At 37.5% G+C, this 17,984-nt stretch carries 15 protein-coding genes and 1 riboswitch; of the genes, 4 read left to right on the forward strand and 11 right to left on the reverse strand.

The genetic code is table 11. The annotated features are described in order from the left end of the window. Positions 1–241 precede the first annotated feature (241 nt). The 4 genes from ACWATA_RS18140 to ACWATA_RS18155 form a co-directional block, all read right to left on the reverse strand. Positions 242–1,057 carry a TerC family protein gene (locus ACWATA_RS18140; protein ID WP_028414185.1) on the reverse strand — a complete coding sequence of 272 codons (816 nt, stop codon included), beginning with the start codon at positions 1,055–1,057 and terminating at the stop codon, positions 242–244. Between the two features lie 96 nt (positions 1,058–1,153). Then, positions 1,154–1,249: riboswitch (yybP-ykoY riboswitch) on the reverse strand. Between the two features lie 76 nt (positions 1,250–1,325). Next, a complete protein-coding gene (locus ACWATA_RS18145) occupies positions 1,326–4,364 on the reverse strand; it encodes a PAS domain S-box protein (protein WP_473050016.1) in 3,039 nt (1,012 codons plus the stop codon). A 144-nt stretch (positions 4,365–4,508) separates the two neighbouring features. Then, complete coding sequence (locus tag ACWATA_RS18150) at positions 4,509–5,252, reverse strand: LytR/AlgR family response regulator transcription factor (protein ID WP_028414187.1); 744 nt, start codon at positions 5,250–5,252, stop codon at positions 4,509–4,511. 750 nt (positions 5,253–6,002) lie between these two features. After that, positions 6,003–7,658, reverse strand: coding sequence for an alkaline phosphatase (locus tag ACWATA_RS18155; RefSeq protein WP_473050017.1), 1,656 nt, complete (start codon positions 7,656–7,658; stop codon positions 6,003–6,005). A 202-nt stretch (positions 7,659–7,860) separates the two neighbouring features. Between ACWATA_RS18155 and ACWATA_RS18160 the strand changes: the two genes are divergently transcribed. From ACWATA_RS18160 to ACWATA_RS18170, 3 genes are read left to right on the forward strand one after another with little or no spacing between them, the layout of a single operon-like run. Continuing rightward, positions 7,861–9,381 (forward strand): spore germination protein, encoded by a 1,521-nt coding sequence (locus ACWATA_RS18160; protein WP_473050018.1) that lies wholly within the window; start codon positions 7,861–7,863, stop codon positions 9,379–9,381. Positions 9,382–9,395: 14 nt separating this feature from the next. Further along, positions 9,396–10,481 (forward strand): Ger(x)C family spore germination protein, encoded by a 1,086-nt coding sequence (locus tag ACWATA_RS18165; RefSeq protein ID WP_047751418.1) that lies wholly within the window; start codon positions 9,396–9,398, stop codon positions 10,479–10,481. Between the two features lie 12 nt (positions 10,482–10,493). Continuing rightward, on the forward strand, positions 10,494–11,618 hold the full coding sequence (locus tag ACWATA_RS18170; RefSeq protein ID WP_047751419.1) for a GerAB/ArcD/ProY family transporter: 1,125 nt from the start codon (positions 10,494–10,496) through the stop codon (positions 11,616–11,618). Positions 11,619–11,643: 25 nt separating this feature from the next. Here the strand turns inward: ACWATA_RS18170 and msrA are convergent, their stop codons facing one another. The 7 genes from msrA to ACWATA_RS18205 all read right to left on the reverse strand — a co-directional run bounded on the left by msrA (position 11,644) and on the right by ACWATA_RS18205 (position 17,094). Beyond that, positions 11,644–12,606: a peptide-methionine (S)-S-oxide reductase MsrA gene (gene msrA, locus ACWATA_RS18175; RefSeq protein WP_367032806.1), complete on the reverse strand. Its 963-nt coding sequence runs from the start codon at positions 12,604–12,606 to the stop codon at positions 11,644–11,646. Between the two features lie 153 nt (positions 12,607–12,759). Continuing rightward, positions 12,760–13,188 carry a MarR family winged helix-turn-helix transcriptional regulator gene (locus ACWATA_RS18180; RefSeq protein ID WP_028414193.1) on the reverse strand — a complete coding sequence of 143 codons (429 nt, stop codon included), beginning with the start codon at positions 13,186–13,188 and terminating at the stop codon, positions 12,760–12,762. Between the two features lie 202 nt (positions 13,189–13,390). Beyond that, the gene (locus ACWATA_RS18185; protein WP_033578357.1) at positions 13,391–13,891 is read right to left on the reverse strand and encodes a MerR family transcriptional regulator; all 501 of its coding nucleotides are present in this window, start codon (positions 13,889–13,891) and stop codon (positions 13,391–13,393) included. A 136-nt stretch (positions 13,892–14,027) separates the two neighbouring features. Continuing rightward, positions 14,028–14,810 (reverse strand): aminoglycoside phosphotransferase family protein, encoded by a 783-nt coding sequence (locus tag ACWATA_RS18190; RefSeq protein WP_473050019.1) that lies wholly within the window; start codon positions 14,808–14,810, stop codon positions 14,028–14,030. Between the two features lie 75 nt (positions 14,811–14,885). Next, on the reverse strand, positions 14,886–15,074 hold the full coding sequence (locus ACWATA_RS18195; RefSeq protein WP_080754392.1) for a hypothetical protein: 189 nt from the start codon (positions 15,072–15,074) through the stop codon (positions 14,886–14,888). Positions 15,075–15,188: 114 nt separating this feature from the next. Next, on the reverse strand, positions 15,189–16,355 hold the full coding sequence (locus ACWATA_RS18200; protein WP_473050020.1) for an ABC transporter permease: 1,167 nt from the start codon (positions 16,353–16,355) through the stop codon (positions 15,189–15,191). A 1-nt stretch (position 16,356) separates the two neighbouring features. Continuing rightward, positions 16,357–17,094: an ABC transporter ATP-binding protein gene (locus ACWATA_RS18205; protein ID WP_049163521.1), complete on the reverse strand. Its 738-nt coding sequence runs from the start codon at positions 17,092–17,094 to the stop codon at positions 16,357–16,359. 175 nt (positions 17,095–17,269) lie between these two features. Between ACWATA_RS18205 and ACWATA_RS18210 the strand changes: the two genes are divergently transcribed. Continuing rightward, positions 17,270–17,968 carry a LytR/AlgR family response regulator transcription factor gene (locus ACWATA_RS18210; RefSeq protein WP_049163519.1) on the forward strand — a complete coding sequence of 233 codons (699 nt, stop codon included), beginning with the start codon at positions 17,270–17,272 and terminating at the stop codon, positions 17,966–17,968. The last annotated feature ends 16 nt before the right edge of the window (positions 17,969–17,984 follow it).

Below are 17,984 nucleotides of genomic sequence, written 5' to 3' on the forward strand. Positions count from 1 at the left end.
TAGCTCAATTTTACCAATTAACATACATTTGAAATATATGTTTATGAACTGAAATAAACTTCATTGAACTGAATTATCCAACGCTGATTCTGTTCTTTACAGAATATGAACGAAAAAGCAAAACATTCGGATATACAGTAATTAAACATCAGTTAGTTCTTTTACCCTTTCCCAAAACAATTTAAACTAGGTATTTTATCTTAATACAAAAAAACGCGCTTTTAATGCGCGTTTTTTTGTATTATTGATTTTCAATTTTCTTTAATGAGTCTTTTTCTTTCTCTGAACCTTCAAGATCAGTTTGTTCTTTGTTTTTAGATAAGAACCAGCCTGAAGCTGCTATGCCAAGTAACACAACCCAAAACGTAATTTTCCATACTTTTGATTCAGGGAAGTGTTCATTAATAATACCTAACTCCGGATGAGCAAGAGTGTAAACTGCTAGCTTAACCCCTACCCAGCCTACGATAGCAAAAGCCGCCGTTTCTAGCCCCGGGCGCGTATTTAATAGCTTGACGAACCAAGTTGCAGCAAAACGCATAATGATTAGTCCCATAATTCCTCCGGCAAAGATCACCAAGAATTGTCCGCCATCGAGTCCGCCAATTTTAGGAAGATTGGTTGTTGGCAACGTAACGGCAAGAGCCACAGCAGCCAAAATTGAATCAACCGCAAAAGCAATGTCCGCTACTTCTACTTTCAAGACCGTCATCCAGAAACCTGAGCCCTTTTTTCCGTCCGCTTCTTTTACTTTTTCATGATCACCTTTTTTCACATATCGCTTCACAATATGATTAATGGAAATGAACAATAAGTAAATGGCTCCTATTGCTTGAAGCTGCCATACATCTACCAAAAATGAAATCAAAAACAATGAACCGAATCTAAAAATAAAGGCACCGGCTAATCCGTAAAACAATGCCTTCTTGCGTTTTTCTTCCGGTAAATGTTTGACCATAATGGCCATTACAAGAGCATTATCCGCCGCCAAAATTCCTTCTAATGCAACCAGCACCAGCAATACCCATCCATATTCTAACAAAAGCGATGCATCCATAAAAATCCCCTCTCGTTTCTTTGTATAAGTTGATTTATTCTCATTACCGGAATAAAACACAAAAAGACCTTTGCCAAATATGGCAAAGGTCTTGCTAAGCATAATCATTATGCCAACAAAGCCGATGGAATACTCCATGTAATGACGACTTTGTTTCAGGTTTCCCTGACGCTACTCCCCTTTACTCCGTAAGAAGTAAATGTATTAAGTTGTTTTTATTTTACAAAAGGTCCACTAATAAGTCAATGAAAAGCCTTCTAAACTTTTGTTAAGCTTTTGTAAAGCGATTTAATACATTCAAAAACGTGGCAATATGAATTGGCTTTGTTACGTATTCACTAAAACCGACTAAAAAAGCTTGATCGATATCGCTTTGCATCGCGCTTGCACTCAAGGCGACTCGCGGAATATGCTTCAACTCTTTTTCCAGCTGAAGCTGTGTGCATACCTCAAAACCATTCATATCAGGTAGATCAATATCAATTAAAACAATATCCGGTGAAATGGACTTGATTAGCCCGATGCCGTTTTCTCCTGTTTTGGCAACTAAGAGCTTAACGTTTTTATATGGAGAAAGAATCGATTGCATAAGCTCAATATTTGTATCGTTATCCTCAATATACACAATTGAGATCGGCATGGAAAAACCTAAAAATGACTCGGCTTCCCTTTCATTGGATAAGCGTTTAGGAACAGGTGGATGTACTAAGGGAAAACGAACCCAAAATGTACTGCCTTTTCCTTCTTCACTTCGCACTCCGCACGTTCCATTCATTAAGACAACAAGCTGCTTTACAAGCGCCAGCCCAATCCCTGTTCCGTCTTTTTCTAGTCTATTCACACGATAGAAAGGTTCAAAAATCCGATTTAATTCTGAAGCTGGAATTCCAAAGCCCCTATCTTCAATCAATATGGTTACGTGATGCTGAGCAATATCGGTATAGATAATGATATCGCGATAAGCGGGCGAATATTTAATGGCGTTTGTAAGCAGATTTAATAAGATCTGCTGAAACCGAAGTTCATCTACTTCAACAAAGACTTCTTGGTATGCGTGAAAGCGAGTATAAAATATACTATGCTTATCTTTTGCTAATGGTTTCATAATTTTAAGCGCGTCTTCAATTGCTTCTTTTACCGACACTGGTTCAAGGTTAATCGCTAAGTGACCTGATTCAATTTTCGATAAATCAAGCGTTTCATTTATTAAATAAAGAAGATGATTACCTGCTTTTAAAATTTTTCGTATACGATTCAATTGTTTTTCTGTTAAATCTTTTTCTCCTTGCTCTTCCAATATCTGTGCATAGCCTAAAATACTGTTTAAAGGCGTTCGAAGTTCATGGCTTACTTTTGATAAAAATTCTGACTTAGCCTGATTTGCTTTTTCGGCTTCTTCTTTGGCTATAATCATTTGCTGATTGGAATGAAGCAGATCTTGTTCTTGTTCCTGCTGCTTTGTAATATCATAAAATGTGACAACTACGCCTTTATAATATTTGCTTTCTTGCAGAGGTTCAGCATTCACCGAAAGCCAAGTCAACTTTTTCTCATTTAAATAAATGCCCATGACTGTATTTCGCACAGGCTCTTTTGTATGAAGACAGCGGACAGATGGAATATCTTCGAGTGCAAAAGCTGTGCCATCAGGATGAATAATTTCCCAGTCTAAACCAAACGGGTTAACCGATAACATTTGGTCATAAGGCACGTTTAGAATCTTAGCAGCGTATGCATTGGCAGCAATTAAGTTACCTTCAAGGTCATGAAACACCACGCCTTCTGACATTGTAGAAAGAACGGATCGATACATGCTTTCACTTTTAGCCAGCTTTTCTCTTGCTTCGTGAAGATCAGTAATATCTACTATAGAACCAATAACTTCTTGTACTTCTCCTTTGTAGATATGAGGTGTTAATTTCGTATAGTAAGCAAAGTCGTTCAAAAGTACTTCATACGACACTTTCTCTCCCGCCCATGCTTTATCATAGTAACTCCTATTATCTCTTGCGTAGGATTCAGGTAAAAATTCCTCAGGTGTTTTTCCGACAACATCTATTTCCTCATATCCCATTTCACGAATCATTTTGCCTTCGCACATCGTATAGACATATCCTTTACTGTTCTTCACAAATTTAAAAATAGTACCATCTTGCTGTGAAAGCGTGCGTTTTAAATCTTTTTGTAACTCCAGAAGCTGCTGTTGAGCCCTTTTTCGATCTGTCACATCTTTGGCGATAACGTAACTTCCTTTAATTTGATCATAAACAATAATGGGCATTTGCGTGACTTCAACGTATACAGGCTGATTATCTTTGCGAATCAGCGTTGCCTCATAATATACAGAGTCTCCGCTCAGGGATTTCCACATATATTCTTCAGCTCTTTCAGCTTCTCTGAACATAGAAGGAAACGGGATTGTCTCCATTTTGTTTAACGTGTATCCTGTTAGCTCGATTCCTTTTGGGTTAATCGTTTGAATATTGCCGTACAAATCAACTGCACACACAATATTGGGATTGTAGTTAAAAAGAGATTGATAATACTCTTCTTTTAATTGACTTTCCCTCACTTCTTCCTGACGCTTAAAAGCAGCAACGAGCAGGAAGACAATCAGTAGCGTAATTGTGATGCTTGCAATAATATTGGAAAACGGCGCTTGATACGGCAGCCACTGGCCCCACCTTCTAGCAACTGAATGTGCAATATGCAGCTTCATTCCATACATACTGATGAAATGCATAGCTGAAATACCAATACCCAGTAAAATAGAGCTAACAAGTTTAAGAAATGGATTAGCTTTCACGCTTTTCGAACGAAAAAACAAGTGCATCGCATAAAATGCAACGACCAGGGCGATGATGATAGAAAGCAAAACAGATAGCATCGCATAATGAATGTGTGCTTCTGTTTCGATTGCTGCCATTGCAATGTAATGCGTACCCAGAATACTGCTTCCTAAAATAAGCCCTGACCATACCGACGTGCGCCATTTCCAGAATGTCCAAAACGCAACTAATGACCCGCTAATTGCTATTATTAAAGCAAGAACAGAAAGTACAGCATCAAAATGAAAGCTAACAGGAACATAATAAGCAAGCATAGCAATATAGTGCATCGCCCCCACTCCAAGCCCCATTGAAGTTGCTGACAGTGTGAGCCACAAATAATTGTTCCGCTGTTTTTTCATCATTTTGCTCACAATATCAAGTGCTGTATAAGAGGCAAGAATCCCTACAATGACAGCAAGAAATACGGTAAATTCATTATAGTGACCAGTAATTGAAATCATTTTCTTTCCTTTCACTTTAACGTTACTTCTTCTATCTAACTTTCCTTATAAGAACTATATTACGATCATTTATTCCGAAAGCAGACACATGAAATAGACGAAACTTACATAAGCTTCGTCCTCTCATCAGCATAACTATTTTAGAAGAAGCAGCATCTCTTAATTTGTCATTAACTGATGCAGCTGTTTTTGAACGTCTTGGATTTTTAATTTTGAGATATGAGCATATTCATCAATTTCTAAGAAATAAACAAGATATGTTTCATTTTTTGGTGTGATGTGCGAAACTTTCTGCAAATTTACGATATAAGACCGATGTGTTTGACTGAATACAGAAGGGTTCAAATACATATAGATATCACTAATATTTTCATATGTCTCATAGACACGTGATTGAGTATAGATTAAGCATTTTTTTCCGGACTTTTCAATAAAAATAATTTGATCAATTGGAATGTAATAAGTAGATCCATTAAATTTTACAGGCAGTCTTTTTAATTGCTCACCTGGCTTTTTTGACTGATTTTTATCAATTCCAATGGAGTTTTTTGCCCGCTCTAGCGCCATATAAAGTCTGGTTTTTTCAATTGGTTTTACAATGTAATCCAGTGCTGACAACTCGAATGCCTTCACAGCAAATTCATCATAACCGGTGATAAAAATGAAGTTTAAATTCGGCTTAATGCGCAGGCACTTTTTTATGGCATCTACACCGTTAATCGTAGGCATATTAATGTCTACGAGCAAAAGGTCTGGACTCTTAGCCATCACTTCCTGTACAAGCTGCTCTCCGTCTTTGCAGATGCCAATCACTTCAAATTCCGGAAGCTGTTCTATAAAATAATCTAAAATTTCAACCGAATCTTCGTTATCATCGGCAATAATTAAGTTGATTTTGTTCATCCTGACTCCCCCTAGGATACAATGTTAAAGTATAGTACGAACTATTGCCCATTCTGTTTTATGCATGTCTACACATATTTATAGTGTTTTTATGTTGAGATGAATGATCTACACGGACGCTAATCGTTAATGGAACGCACAACGATTGTTCATGGGGAATATTGCAATAATTGTAGGTTTTCTAGAAGAAGAAATAAAACCGTTTATCTATTATCATTTATTTTCCTAACAATGATTTAATACCCTTTTTATAATCTGTAAATCAGCATGCCAGAATCTTTATTTAATATTTTTAATAAAGGCGACACGCTATTTTCAATCATTTTGTCTTCTCTTACTATTAAAACATGTTCTACGTTCTTCCACCCATACTTTTATTCATTTTTTACTTTTTATTCAAGGTAATTACTTACATACAACCCTTAATAACCCTGTATTTGTAATTTCACTTGAAGAAATTTATGTATTTTTTATTCATTTTATTATAAAAATTCTAGCATATAACGCTATGAACTTACATATGTATTCCGAACTAGTTCCTTTTAGAACTATGATTATTATACCATTTCATAGTATAAATCACATATATTTAAAGGTGAAGACTTTCCATTCCTTTAAGAGTTCAAAGCTATTTATTTGTAAAATAAATCAATTCATTCCTCTCTAAAGGCTAATACATCTAATTATCCATCTATTATCTGTAAAAAAACAGGCCTAAAGTTATACTTCGGCCTGTTTTACTTTCATTTCTTATTTTGCATTTTTTACAATTTGCTGTGCCTGTTTAGATACAAAGAAGCGACCTTTTTTATCCTGTACCACCACACTGTCCATCTGCATCTCTTTTCCATTTACAATTGCAATATTTTTATTTACCGGAAAACGTACCGTTCGCTTATTTTTTGTAACAACGAGCACAGGGTTGTTTTTATCTTTTGAGTCCACCGCTACATTTGAGCCTTTAAAAGCTTTATTTGCTTCAATAAATAATTCATTTGTTAACTCGTTTAAGTTAATATTCATTGACTTAGCCATATGTTTAGCAATATCCGTATTATCAAAGTGCCCCGTTGGTCGATTGACGCCGTATGAATACAGAAATACATCCTCACCCGTATGACCGCCCGTTGTGAATCCAAGGTTTGCTCGGTTGGCTAATAGCTTCGATAGTGTAGCACTGATTTCTTTTTTATCTCTTGCTTTAGTCAGCTGCGCTTTTTCCTCTGAAGTTAGATTTGATAAACCGTACAAAGCAGCTACTTCTTCTTTATTTGATAAATCTTCTTTTAAGTTAGACGTAGCACCTTCTAACGTCATTTTTGCTTTTTTTAATGGATCAATATAAGCAGAAACAGGTGTGGTATCATATCCTTTTGTTGTATTTGCATTACCGATTGAAAGACCGCTGTTTCCGTGATCAGCAATCGCAATAACCATCGTATTTCCATCTTTTTTAGCGAACTCTACTGCCTTGCCCACTGCTTCATCAAACGCTAATACATCGCTAATCATACCTACTGGATCATTCGCATGAGCTGCCCAATCCGTTTTGCTTCCTTCAACAAATAAGAAAAAACCGTCTTTATCTTTGGAGAGTGTTGTTATTGCTTTATTTGTCATCTGAGACAGCTTTGGCTGTTCTGCTTTTGTCTGCGGTCGATCCATATCATACGCTAAATCTCGGTCGGCGAAGCTCCCCCAGATTTTTTTGGCGCGCGACTGCTCTAATTCCTTTTTATTTTCTACAAAGTCATATCCTCTTTTTTTCAATACATTGACTAAGTTTTCACCGTCTTTTCGGCTTTTTTCTTCTTTTCCTGGCAGAAGAGATTGCTTACCTCCTCCAAGTACTACATCAATGTTTTGATACACTTGCTGCTCCGCTAGCGTTTGAAAATCATTACGGCTGTAGTTGTGGGCTGAAAAACCAGCTGGTGTGGCGTGCTGGATTTCAGAAGTAGCCACAATTCCTGTCGCGCGCCCCGAAAGCTTTGCTCCTTCTAGAACGTTTGCTACGGGACGAAACTGATCTTCTTTTTCTACGGGTTTAACCCCAGGTGTATTCACTACTGAAGGGAGCACACCTACATAACCTGAATTTGATTTATTTCCTGTTGCTAAAGCAGTAGCTGCCGGAGCGGAATCTGTAATAGCAGATTCTGCCGAATACGCACGTACTCCCCCGGCCATCAGCTGATCCATATGTAACGGTTTTCCTTTGTACCATCTTGCAAGTGTAGTAGCATTTGAACTCGTCCCGTCCATTACCATCATAATGACATTTTGAGGTTTCTTAGCTGACTTATGCTCCACTTTTGCTTCCGTTTGAATAAGAGAGTTTCCTAAACCAAACGAGGCCAATGCTACTGCTCCTGCCAGTGTAATACCTGCTAATTTTTTCTTCATATAAATGTACCCGCTCCTTTATTTCATTATCTTCGACATGTCTAAAGTTACCATCCAAACGTAAATCTACTGTTTATCCACTGTAAAAGAGTGTAAAGTTTGTCTTTATATTCTTCCTTTCTTCTTGAGAAAAAATAGTCGAATAAAAAGGAAGTACATGAACAAACTACCAGTAATAGAAAGTCATGCGAGGGGCACGGTTATGTTTAAACATTTATTTAAAAAAAAGAATGCAGACGATCAGCCCAAAAAATCATTGGACGAACTGATTAAACAATTTAAAAAATCAAGTGATTTTACAACATTAGCTATTGGTTCGCAGCATCGAAAATACATCATTACTTATTTTAAGCAGCTCGTAAACATGCAAAGCGTTGAAGATAAAATACTTGAGCCTTTTCAAAAACTAGACTTCACGTTAAGCAGTGTATATGAAGTCGAAAACGTTCTGCCGATTGAAGATATTTCCGTTACAAAAGATACAAAAGAAATTTTAGAAAAGATGCTGCGCGGCTATGTGATGTTTCAACTGCATAAAGACGATAAGCTAGTAGCTCTTATTAAAGTTCAAAGCTTTGATACGGGGTTTCGAAAAGAAAATGAAACGGAAAATGAGTTCAGCGTCGTTGGTCCTAAAATTGGTTTTGTGGAGGATTTAGATGTCAATCTCTATTTAATGAGAAAAACGGTCATTTCCGAAAACCTTATTTTTAAAGAACTCACCGTAGGAAATAAATCGAAAACGCGCGTGGTGCTTGTTTACTTAGAAGGCGTAACGAATCCTCAGCACGTAGACACCATGACCCAGCGCCTTGAAGAAATAGATTTTGACGTCATTTTTGATAGTACAATGCTTGATCAATTGATTTCCGATAATTCTTCTACGGCATTTCCGCTTTTTTTAACAACAGAGCGGATTGATCGAGTTCTGTTTAGTCTGTTAAACGGGCAAGCTGCCTTCTTTTCGAGTGGTTCACCCTACGCAGTTACCGGACCGTCAACGTTGCTTGACTTCTTTATTTCACCCGAAGACTACTATTTACCGTGGGTTCTAGGGTCATCTTTCCGAGTTATTCGTATTTTGGGCGTCTTTTTCTCTATTTTTGCTACGCCTCTTTATGTAGCCATTGTTACGTATCATTATGAGATGCTTCCAAAAGATTTGCTGGGGCCTATTATCTTTTCAAGGACAAACGTTCCTTTTCCACCTGTTATCGAAGTGCTTTTTTTAGAAATAACCATTGAGCTGCTTCGGGAGGCAGGAGCCAGACTTCCAACAAAAGTAGGGCAAACACTGGGAATCGTAGGCGGGATTGTTATTGGGCAAGCAACGGTAGAAGCTGCGTTAACAAGCAATATTTTGCTTATTATTGTTTCACTGACAGCTTTAGCTTCTTTTACAACGCCTATTTTTAAAATGTCTAACACGATCCGGCTGCTACGTTTTCCGTTTATTTTGTTTGCCACTGCGTTCGGTTTAGTCGGCATCACATTTGGCTTTTGTTTCTTGCTGGTTCATTTGCTTCGTTTAAAATCTTTGGGCATGCCTTATCTTGTTCCGCTTTTTCCGTTTCGCCCCACAGAGTACAGGGATACATTTCTGCGATTGCCCTATAGTCACACAGCAAAGCGTCCAAGCTACTTACGTCCTTTAGAACGCTTCCGCTATAACCCTAATAAAGCGAATAAGATGAAACGAAAAAGTAATTTAGATAATGAGTAAAGCGGGGAAACGTCATGAAAAGAATACTAATTTTATGCACTTGCCTTACTTTTTTAACGAGCTGTGCAGACCGTGAAACGATTGACGAAATTCAAGTAGTCAACTCCATCGGATATGATTATATTCCTCAAAGCAATAAAGTCAGAGGAACAATTTTATACCCTATCTATAAATACGGACCAACGGAAGAACCGAGTATTATTGCGGCTACTGCTAATTCATCATTTGATATTCCACTCCGTTTAAACAATAAATCATCTCTTCCCGTCGCGTTTGGGCAGCTGAGAAGCATCGTTATGGGAAAAGAATTTGCGACACATGGAGTAGATGAGTTAGTAAATACAATTGCTAGAAATCCAGACCTTGGACGTAATATTAAATTAAGCATTGTAGACGGCAACGCACATGAATTATTAAGCTCCGTTACAAAAAAGAAAATTAAGGACTATCAGTTTATTTCTAATTTAATCGAACAAAATATCCGCACAGAAAATTTGCCTAACACCAATTTACAAATTTTTTTATTCAGTTTTTTTAGCGACGACCGTGACCCGTACCTTCCTGTTTTAGCACAAGAAAAAGATGCTATTAAATTAAAGGGGCTGGCGCTTTTCAAAGAACAAAAAGTCGTTACAACCATTGGAATGAAAGAAACATTTTTATTTAAGCTGCTAACAAGCGGAACAAAGCACGGACGCTACGCAGTAAAAATTAAAGAGAATGACCGTAAAGGCGAAATTATATTGCAAAACTTGCGCACCAAAACAAAGTATGAAATTAAAGGAAATCATCAACATCCAAGTATTGTTGCGCACTTAACTATCGATGGCCTTGTAAAAGAATTTCCTGGATGGGTGGACCTAACTGATCCGACTCGTATTAAAATGGTTGAAAAAATGCTCCAAAAAGATATTGAAAAAGATGGGGATGCCTTTATTAAGAAACTTCAGCAACATAGGATCGACCCCATTTGTTTTACAGATTATGTTCGAAGTAAAACGAGAAGGTTTAACAGTGAAGAATTTAAAGCGCAATATCCGGATATGAATATTGAAGTAAAAGCTCGCGTTCACCTTATTCAAACCGGTATTAGCAACTAGGAGGAAGAAAAGATGCACAATACAATTAAAGAAGAAAATCAAGTTTCCCCTTCTTTTCTTTTTTTCTTAGTTCACTCTACTCAGATTGGCGTTGGAATACTAGGGTTTCAGCGTTATATTATTAAAGGTGCCGGATATGAAGCATGGATATCCATCTTCCTTGCTGCAATCAGCGTTTGTATTTTATTAGCCATGATCTTTAATATCTTAACTCGTGAAAACAGCGATATTGTTGATATTCACCGGTTATATTTCGGTAAATACCTTGGAGGAGCTTTAACCCTTGCCGCTTCCATTTATTATTTTATCTTTGCGCTAACGATTTACCGAACCTACGTAGAGATTTTACAAATATGGATGTTTCCACAGTTAGAAACATGGATCGTATCACTTGTATACTTGCCTATTATTTACTACACGGTTTCCGGTGGGTTTCGTGTGATTACTGGAATTGCCTTTTTTGGGGTCATGCTTCCCTTGCCGCTCATATTTGCCTTAATTTACCCTTTGAAGTATGGGCACATTAATAATTTATTTCCTTTGTTTGATCACACGATATGGGAATTTTTAATTTCGACTAAGATGATGACCTTTGAGAATTTGGGGTTTGAATCCGTGCTTTTTTTCTATCCGTTTATAAAAAATGGCGCTACTAGTCAGAAGTGGGGGCAATATGGCATTTTGTTCAGTACTTTTTTATATTTGTGCACGGCATTAGTGTCATTTGCTTACTTTAGTCAAGGACAGTTAATGCATACAATCTGGCCAACTTTAACAATGGCTAAAATTATTGAAATTCCATTTTTACAGCGTTTTGAATATATTTTAATTTCTCTGTGGCTTTTAGTCGTTCTTCCTACTATTGCTGTCAGCGTATGGTGTACAATTCGTGGATTTAGTAAAACATTTAATAAGCCGCCTACGATTTTTCTCATATTAGTTCTTATTGCCCTTCTTGGTTTTTCTATTTTCTTTGACGATCGAGAAACTATCGATCATCTTAATACACGATTATCCATGACCGGCTTTTACTTTATTTATGGCTACATTCCTTTCCTTTTTCTCTATAGCCTCATTCGAGCCAAAATAAAACAAAAGAAAGCACAAAAAGAAGAGCGTGAGCCAACTTTAAGTTGAATCACGCTCTTTTTTTCATATTATTTTATTTGTTAAATAAAACAGCGTATTCCCCGTATCCTTCTTTTTCTAAATCTTCCTTCGGAACAAATCGAAGAGCTGCTGAGTTGATGCAATAACGCAAGCCGCCTGCATCTTGCGGACCATCATCAAATAAATGACCTAAATGAGAGTTAGCCGTTTTGCTTCGTACTTCTGTACGAACCATATTATGACTAACGTCCATGTTTTCTTTTACTTCATCTTTATTAATCGCTTTTGTGAAAGACGGCCATCCGCATCCGGCATCATATTTATCCGTTGAACTAAACAATGGCTCTCCTGATACGATATCTACATAAATACCATCTTTTGTATGATCCCAAAATTCATTGCGAAACGGGGGTTCCGTTGCGTCATTTTGAGTAACTTCATATTGAATAGGCGTTAATGTCGATTTTAGCTGCTCGTCGCGGCCAAAGTCTTTCCAGTTTTCTTTAATAAAACGATCACGTCCAGATCCTCGTCGATACATAGCATAGCGGAATTTATTTTTCTTATAATAACCTTGATGGTATTCTTCCGCTTCATAAAACGGTTTTGCCGGTAGAATTTGTGTGGCAATTGGTTCAGAAAAACGACCGCTTGCTTCTAATTGTTGCTTGGATTCTTCAGCTAGTGCCTTTTGGTGCTCATTGTGATAAAAGATAGCTGTTCGATATGAATCGCCTCGATCCGCAAATTGTCCGCCTGCATCCGTTGGGTCAATTTGAGGCCAGTATAGTTCTAAAAGATTTTCATATGGAAAAACTTCTGGGTCAAATGTAATTTGGACCGCTTCATAGTGGCCCGTTGTTTCTGAGCATACTTCTTTGTACGTCGGGTTCTCTTTGTGACCGCCTGTATAGCCAGATACAACTTTTATAATGCCTGGCTGTTCATCAAAGGGCTTCACCATACACCAAAAACAGCCGCCGGCAAAAGTTGCTACTTCATATTGTTCTGTCAAAAAGATGACCTCCTTCATGTATTCTTTCTATTATTATACGCTGATTTGATGTTCTCACCAACTAACTTGCTTCTTGTACTCTTTCCGTTTTAAGACAAAAAAATAATCAGTGAAGCTCATCTTCACTGATTATTCTTCCGCATTTAAAGCGCTTTATTTTTGATCACCTTTAATTTTGTGAAACAGTTTATTCATCGTTTCAATTTCTTTATCTGTAAAGTGCTCAAACCGCTCAAGGAAATACGCTCGTTTTTTTTCTTGAATCACATTAAAAATATCTTGCCCTTCTTTGGTCAGTTCAATATCAATAATACGTCGATCATTTTCAGACCGTTTGCGTGCAATGTAGCCTTTTGACAAAAGCAAGTCGGTTACCGCCGTAATGTGGCTTGCTGACACTTGAAGATACTTAGATAAATCAGTTGATCGCTGCCTGCCGGAATCAACCAGCATACGAAGCACCATAAATTCATTTGTTGATAGCTCTGAATTGTATACTTCATTAATTTCTTGGCGAAGCTGTCTGAACACAAAGCGAAACAGCGTCTCCATTTCTTGAACGAGCTCTTCTCTTTTTTTCACTTGTCACTCTCCTTAACGCTATCGCATGATAACGAATATGTATTTACGAAAGTATTTCACTTTCTTAACTTAATTAGTTTTATCAAATTACTAAGCGTTTCGTCAACTATTATTGAGATTTTTTTCCACAATTCTGTACGAATTGATGTATTTTTCATAAAATTCCATAAAAAAAGCGATTTACCGTTATGGTAAATCGCTGCTAGTAGCTAAAAATACCGGTTAAAAAGCTTCTCCATCTTGGAACAGGCTTTTTACCTTTTAAGCTGTCTTCACTTTTCAACTGACTTTCAAGTTCCGCTACTCGATTTTCTAATTTCGTAATAACTTTATTTAACCGATCGATTTCTGAACGATGCTCTAAAATTTGAAAGGTCACTACTTCTCCCGCTTTTTCTTCTGTACGCTTTTCATTTTCAATCAGTCTTAAAAAAAGCTGATCAAGCTGCTTTTGCATATCTTGTGCACGTTCATCAGATATAACGACTTCCTCTTTTTCTACTACTTTTTCTACCACTTTGACGACGGCTTGACGATTGCGGTTTTTTTGAAAGTCTCTAAGTGCTTCAATATTTTCTTCTGTAAACTCACAGTGTCCCGATTCATTTCTCTCTAGCTCGATATCCGCCATTTTAACCCATTTTAATACCGTACTTGGATGTATTCCCAGCGACTTTGCCACATCCACCGTTTTCATCGTCATGTTCCATCCCTCCATTTTTTCATTTACTAGCCATTTCGAGAGAAATCTTTAAATCCCTTCATACGTGACAAAACTAGTATGAATTCGTCAAAGAAAGTGGACGTTCAACAAATGAAGAAAATGATGTCATTATTCCCTAGAAAAACTCGTATAAACCTTCTGCAAAATAACAAAATTCGCTCTGTGAAATCCCCTTGCCGTATCCCTTAAAAAAAGACGCGCGCTCTTTACCTGTAAAGATGCCGTCTTCAAAACGAACAGCCAGCGCCATATCATAACGAGCGTCTCCTAAAGTTCCTCCGCTCCAGTCAATAACAGCTGTTATCTGACCGTCGTGTACAAGTACATTATCAATCGTGTAGTCTCCGTGAATAAGTACCTCTTGTTTGCATATCATGTTTTGCTTCTGCAGTTGTTTTAGCAGCCGTTGATTTCCGTCTACCTCATAGTGGGTTAAATTGTACTCTGCCTCTTGCAGCATTCGGTGGATCCACGGCTGCTTACTCACTAATCGTTCTGGACACTCAGCATTGTGAATACGAGCAAGAAGATGCCCCATTTCATAGACAACGTGCTCACGCTTTTTTTCATTATCTTCCTTCTCTAAATACTCTCTTACCGTCTTTCCTTCAAAAAATTCTAGCAGCATCCAGCTCTCTTCTGCTGTTTGAACGAATTTGTAAGCGATCGGGCTTTGACATTCTTCCAGAGCGCGTATATTTTTTAATACATAATATTCCTTATATAACCATTTTCTGTACTTTTCCCTTTTTGCCCGTTTTAAAACATATCTCCCTTTAGCGGTATGAAGAATACCGACATCCGATGTACACCCTTGCTTCGGAAACGTCACTTTTTCGATTTGCTTTACATACTTTTTTATCGAATGAGGAATTTCTTCTACTATAATAGGATGCAATTGTTCCACTCCCCTTTCTTTCTACATTCTCTTTTTGTTGCTCTTTCCCTACAAAAAAGTTGAGACATAACGAAATCACTTCAATTTAATACAAACAAATGGAGTAAGTGAGCTATTATGAAGCGCTTGTGACACCGCTGTTGATTTCCGTGCAAGACTTCGCTTTCCGCGGGCGGCGGGTGAGCCTCCTCGTCGCTTCCGCTCCTGCTCGGTCTCACCTATTCCGCTTTCCCCGCAGCAGTCTCCGTCTTTCCCTCCAATCAACAGCTAAAAGCAACTAACTGCATACTTGAAACCTACGTTCACTATTCCAGTAAAAAAATCCGAACGATTACTCGTTCGGACCTTCCTTCAACTAAACTACTTTTGCCCAGTCTCTTAACCTTTACCAAGCACCCAGCGGCTTTTTGTAAACATCGTATAACCAACCGCAAATAAAACAACCGTACAAACCGATAAGCTTCCTATTGTATAGATGAGACTCTGCATGTCATAGACACCGTAGAGAAGCTGTTTCATAAGTGCAAATACGTTATAAATAGGAATTAAAAATCCGCTTAGCTGCAGTTCGTGCACGGATTTTCCCATCAGTAAAAAGTATGGAAGTACCGCTACCATCATAATCTGGGATGTATAGCTTTGTGCTTCTTTAACCGAACTTGCCAAAAGACTAAGAATACATAATACCATAGCTCCTAGCAGCGCTAGCAGGGTAAGGGTGACTAAAAACGAGAAGATAAAGGTTGTAACATGACCCTTAAGCTGCAGTGCATCATTTAATATAGTTGTTAAATAACGTACAGAGAAAACAAATGCCAATGTAGACAAAAGGCCGCTTACGATACCGAATGTAGAGATCGTAAGCCATTTTCCAACCAGTAATTGCGTTCGTTTGACAGGAGCCATCAATAGAGCTTCCATCGTCTTCCGTTCTTTTTCACCTGCAAAAATATCATTGGCAGAAGGAAGAATGCCACCTAAAACGCCCATAATGATAATCATTGGCGCAAACATCGCAATCATTGTTAAAGAGCCGTCATCTTCTTTAGACACTCCTTTTTCAACCACATTAAACGGAGCTATCGTTTGACTATTCACATTTAGTTGGTCTAAGCGTTCGCTAACTATAGCTTCTCGATGTTTATTCAGTATATTTTGTATATACTCTGCGGTAGCACCTGAGTTCATGCTCGCTGAATCCGTATAAACAGTAACTTCTGGCGATTTCATCTTACGCACTTCTGAAGAAAAATCGTCTGGTAGCTTTAACGCCGCTAACGCTTTCCCTTGTTCTACAGCACTGAGTGGATTTCTGCTTTCAATTACTTTAATATTGTCATCGTTTTTTAACCAGTCGATCACACTGGCATCAGAATCTTTTGTAACAGCTACAGACATGGAATCTGTTTGATCACTAGCCATCATTTTGTCTGCAAAAAAGATAATCCCTACATTTAACAGAATCGGAATCAACACGCTAAAGATAATCGTTTTGCGATCTCGCAAACAATCAATCAACTCTTTTTTATAAATATGCCAAATCATATTAAGCCCCCCTCACGATACGCGACATAAAGATGTAGTTTAAGTCTGTACTTTCCTCTTCTTTATACAGCTGTTCATTTGTTCCTTGATAAATCATTTTTCCTTTATGAATCATGATGATAGACTGACACAGCATCTCCACTTCTTCCATAATGTGACTGGAAAAAACAATCGTTTTTCCTTCTCTTTGCAGACTTTTAATAAGCTCGCGAAACATGTTTGCTGATGTAATGTCTAATCCTGTAGTCGGTTCATCAAATAGGATAACGTCTGGGTTATGAAGAATAGTGCGTGCAATGGCTACTTTTTGACGCATTCCTTTTGAAAAGCCTCCGACGCGGCGGTCTAAGTAGTCTTTCATTCCAAAACGTTTGGCCAGTTCCTCAATCCTTATCTTTGTTTCATGTTTACTCATTCCATAAAACTTAGCAAAATAAGCTAAGTTTTCACGCGCAGTTAAACGGTCGTATAAACCTGTTTCACCGCCAAAAAGGACGCCGATTTTTTGCTTTATTTTATCAGGCCGTTTATGAATGTTAATTCCGTGAATGAACATATGGCCTTCCGATGGTTCAAGTACAGTCGACAGCATACGTAAAAGAGTTGTTTTCCCCGCTCCATTTTCACCTAATAGTCCTACAATTTCTCCTTGTGCGATGGTTACATGAATATCTTGAACAGCTGCAATTGTTTGCTTTTTCTCTTTAAAATATTTCGTCACACCTTTGATTTCAATCATATCCGCTCTCCCCTTTTACTGTGATTGACTATATCTTAGCTTATTTTTTATACAGCATCTTCCATCTTGTCATAAAGAGGGTCTTTTATGTCGCGAAACGTCCTTTCCATCTTGTAAATCATGGTAAAATAGTGTGGTAATATCCAATAGAATAAAACAAAGAGGGTTTTTATTTATGAAGGTAGGATTAGTGGATGATCATTCATATGATTTAGAAAAATTGAGGATTTCTTTAGAAAGAGAAGATGATATAGACATACTTTTTTCGACTAGCAGCGCGGAGGAAGCTTATAACGAAATTAAAAAAAATGAAATTGATTTATTAATTACAGATATTGAAATGCCAAAACTATCAGGTTATGAGCTTGCAGACTTTATCAATGCTTACGCACTTGATATTCAAGTCATCTTTGTCACTGGGCACAGCGGCTTTGCCGTTCATGCATTTGAACTCAACGTTTTAGACTACATTATGAAGCCTTACTCTAAAGAGCGTCTGTTAAAAGGCATTCAGCGTTTTTATCAAAAAAACCAATCAAATAACACAAGAGATAAGCTTATTTTAAAACAAAAAACCGAAATGCAAGTGCTGAACAAACAAGATATTATATTTGCAGAACGAACGGGTCGCTCTACCACCATCATAACGAGAAATGGAGAATTTAGTACCTATCAATCATTAAACGAAATTGAAAAAGAATTAACCGCGAGTCATTTTCTAAGGTCTCATCGAGCTTTTATTATCAACATTTCCTATATTCAAAATTTCTCCCTGTATACTAAGCACTCATACTCAGTGATGTTTCAAAGCACCGAAAAAACAGCTTTAATCACGAAAACAAATTTAGACATCTTGCAAAAAGAATACTTTTAAAGGAGGGACTATCTAA

The sequence above is a fragment of the Priestia sp. USM5 genome, from assembly GCF_058323215.1.

Excerpts from the sequence above, each read along its gene's own strand:
- ACWATA_RS18150 (WP_028414187.1), bottom strand. The coding sequence starts at position 5,252 with ATGAACAAAATCAACTTAATTATTGCCGATGATAACGAAGATTCGGTT.
- ACWATA_RS18160 (WP_473050018.1), top strand. The coding sequence starts at position 7,861 with ATGTTTAAACATTTATTTAAAAAAAAGAATGCAGACGATCAGCCCAAA.
- ACWATA_RS18165 (WP_047751418.1), top strand. The coding sequence starts at position 9,396 with ATGAAAAGAATACTAATTTTATGCACTTGCCTTACTTTTTTAACGAGC.
- ACWATA_RS18210 (WP_049163519.1), top strand. The coding sequence starts at position 17,270 with ATGAAGGTAGGATTAGTGGATGATCATTCATATGATTTAGAAAAATTG.
- ACWATA_RS18205 (WP_049163521.1), bottom strand. The coding sequence starts at position 17,094 with ATGATTGAAATCAAAGGTGTGACGAAATATTTTAAAGAGAAAAAGCAA.
- ACWATA_RS18170 (WP_047751419.1), top strand. The coding sequence starts at position 10,494 with ATGCACAATACAATTAAAGAAGAAAATCAAGTTTCCCCTTCTTTTCTT.
- ACWATA_RS18185 (WP_033578357.1), bottom strand. The coding sequence starts at position 13,891 with ATGACGATGAAAACGGTGGATGTGGCAAAGTCGCTGGGAATACATCCA.
- ACWATA_RS18140 (WP_028414185.1), bottom strand. The coding sequence starts at position 1,057 with ATGGATGCATCGCTTTTGTTAGAATATGGATGGGTATTGCTGGTGCTG.
- ACWATA_RS18200 (WP_473050020.1), bottom strand. The coding sequence starts at position 16,355 with ATGATTTGGCATATTTATAAAAAAGAGTTGATTGATTGTTTGCGAGAT.
- ACWATA_RS18155 (WP_473050017.1), bottom strand. The coding sequence starts at position 7,658 with ATGAAGAAAAAATTAGCAGGTATTACACTGGCAGGAGCAGTAGCATTG.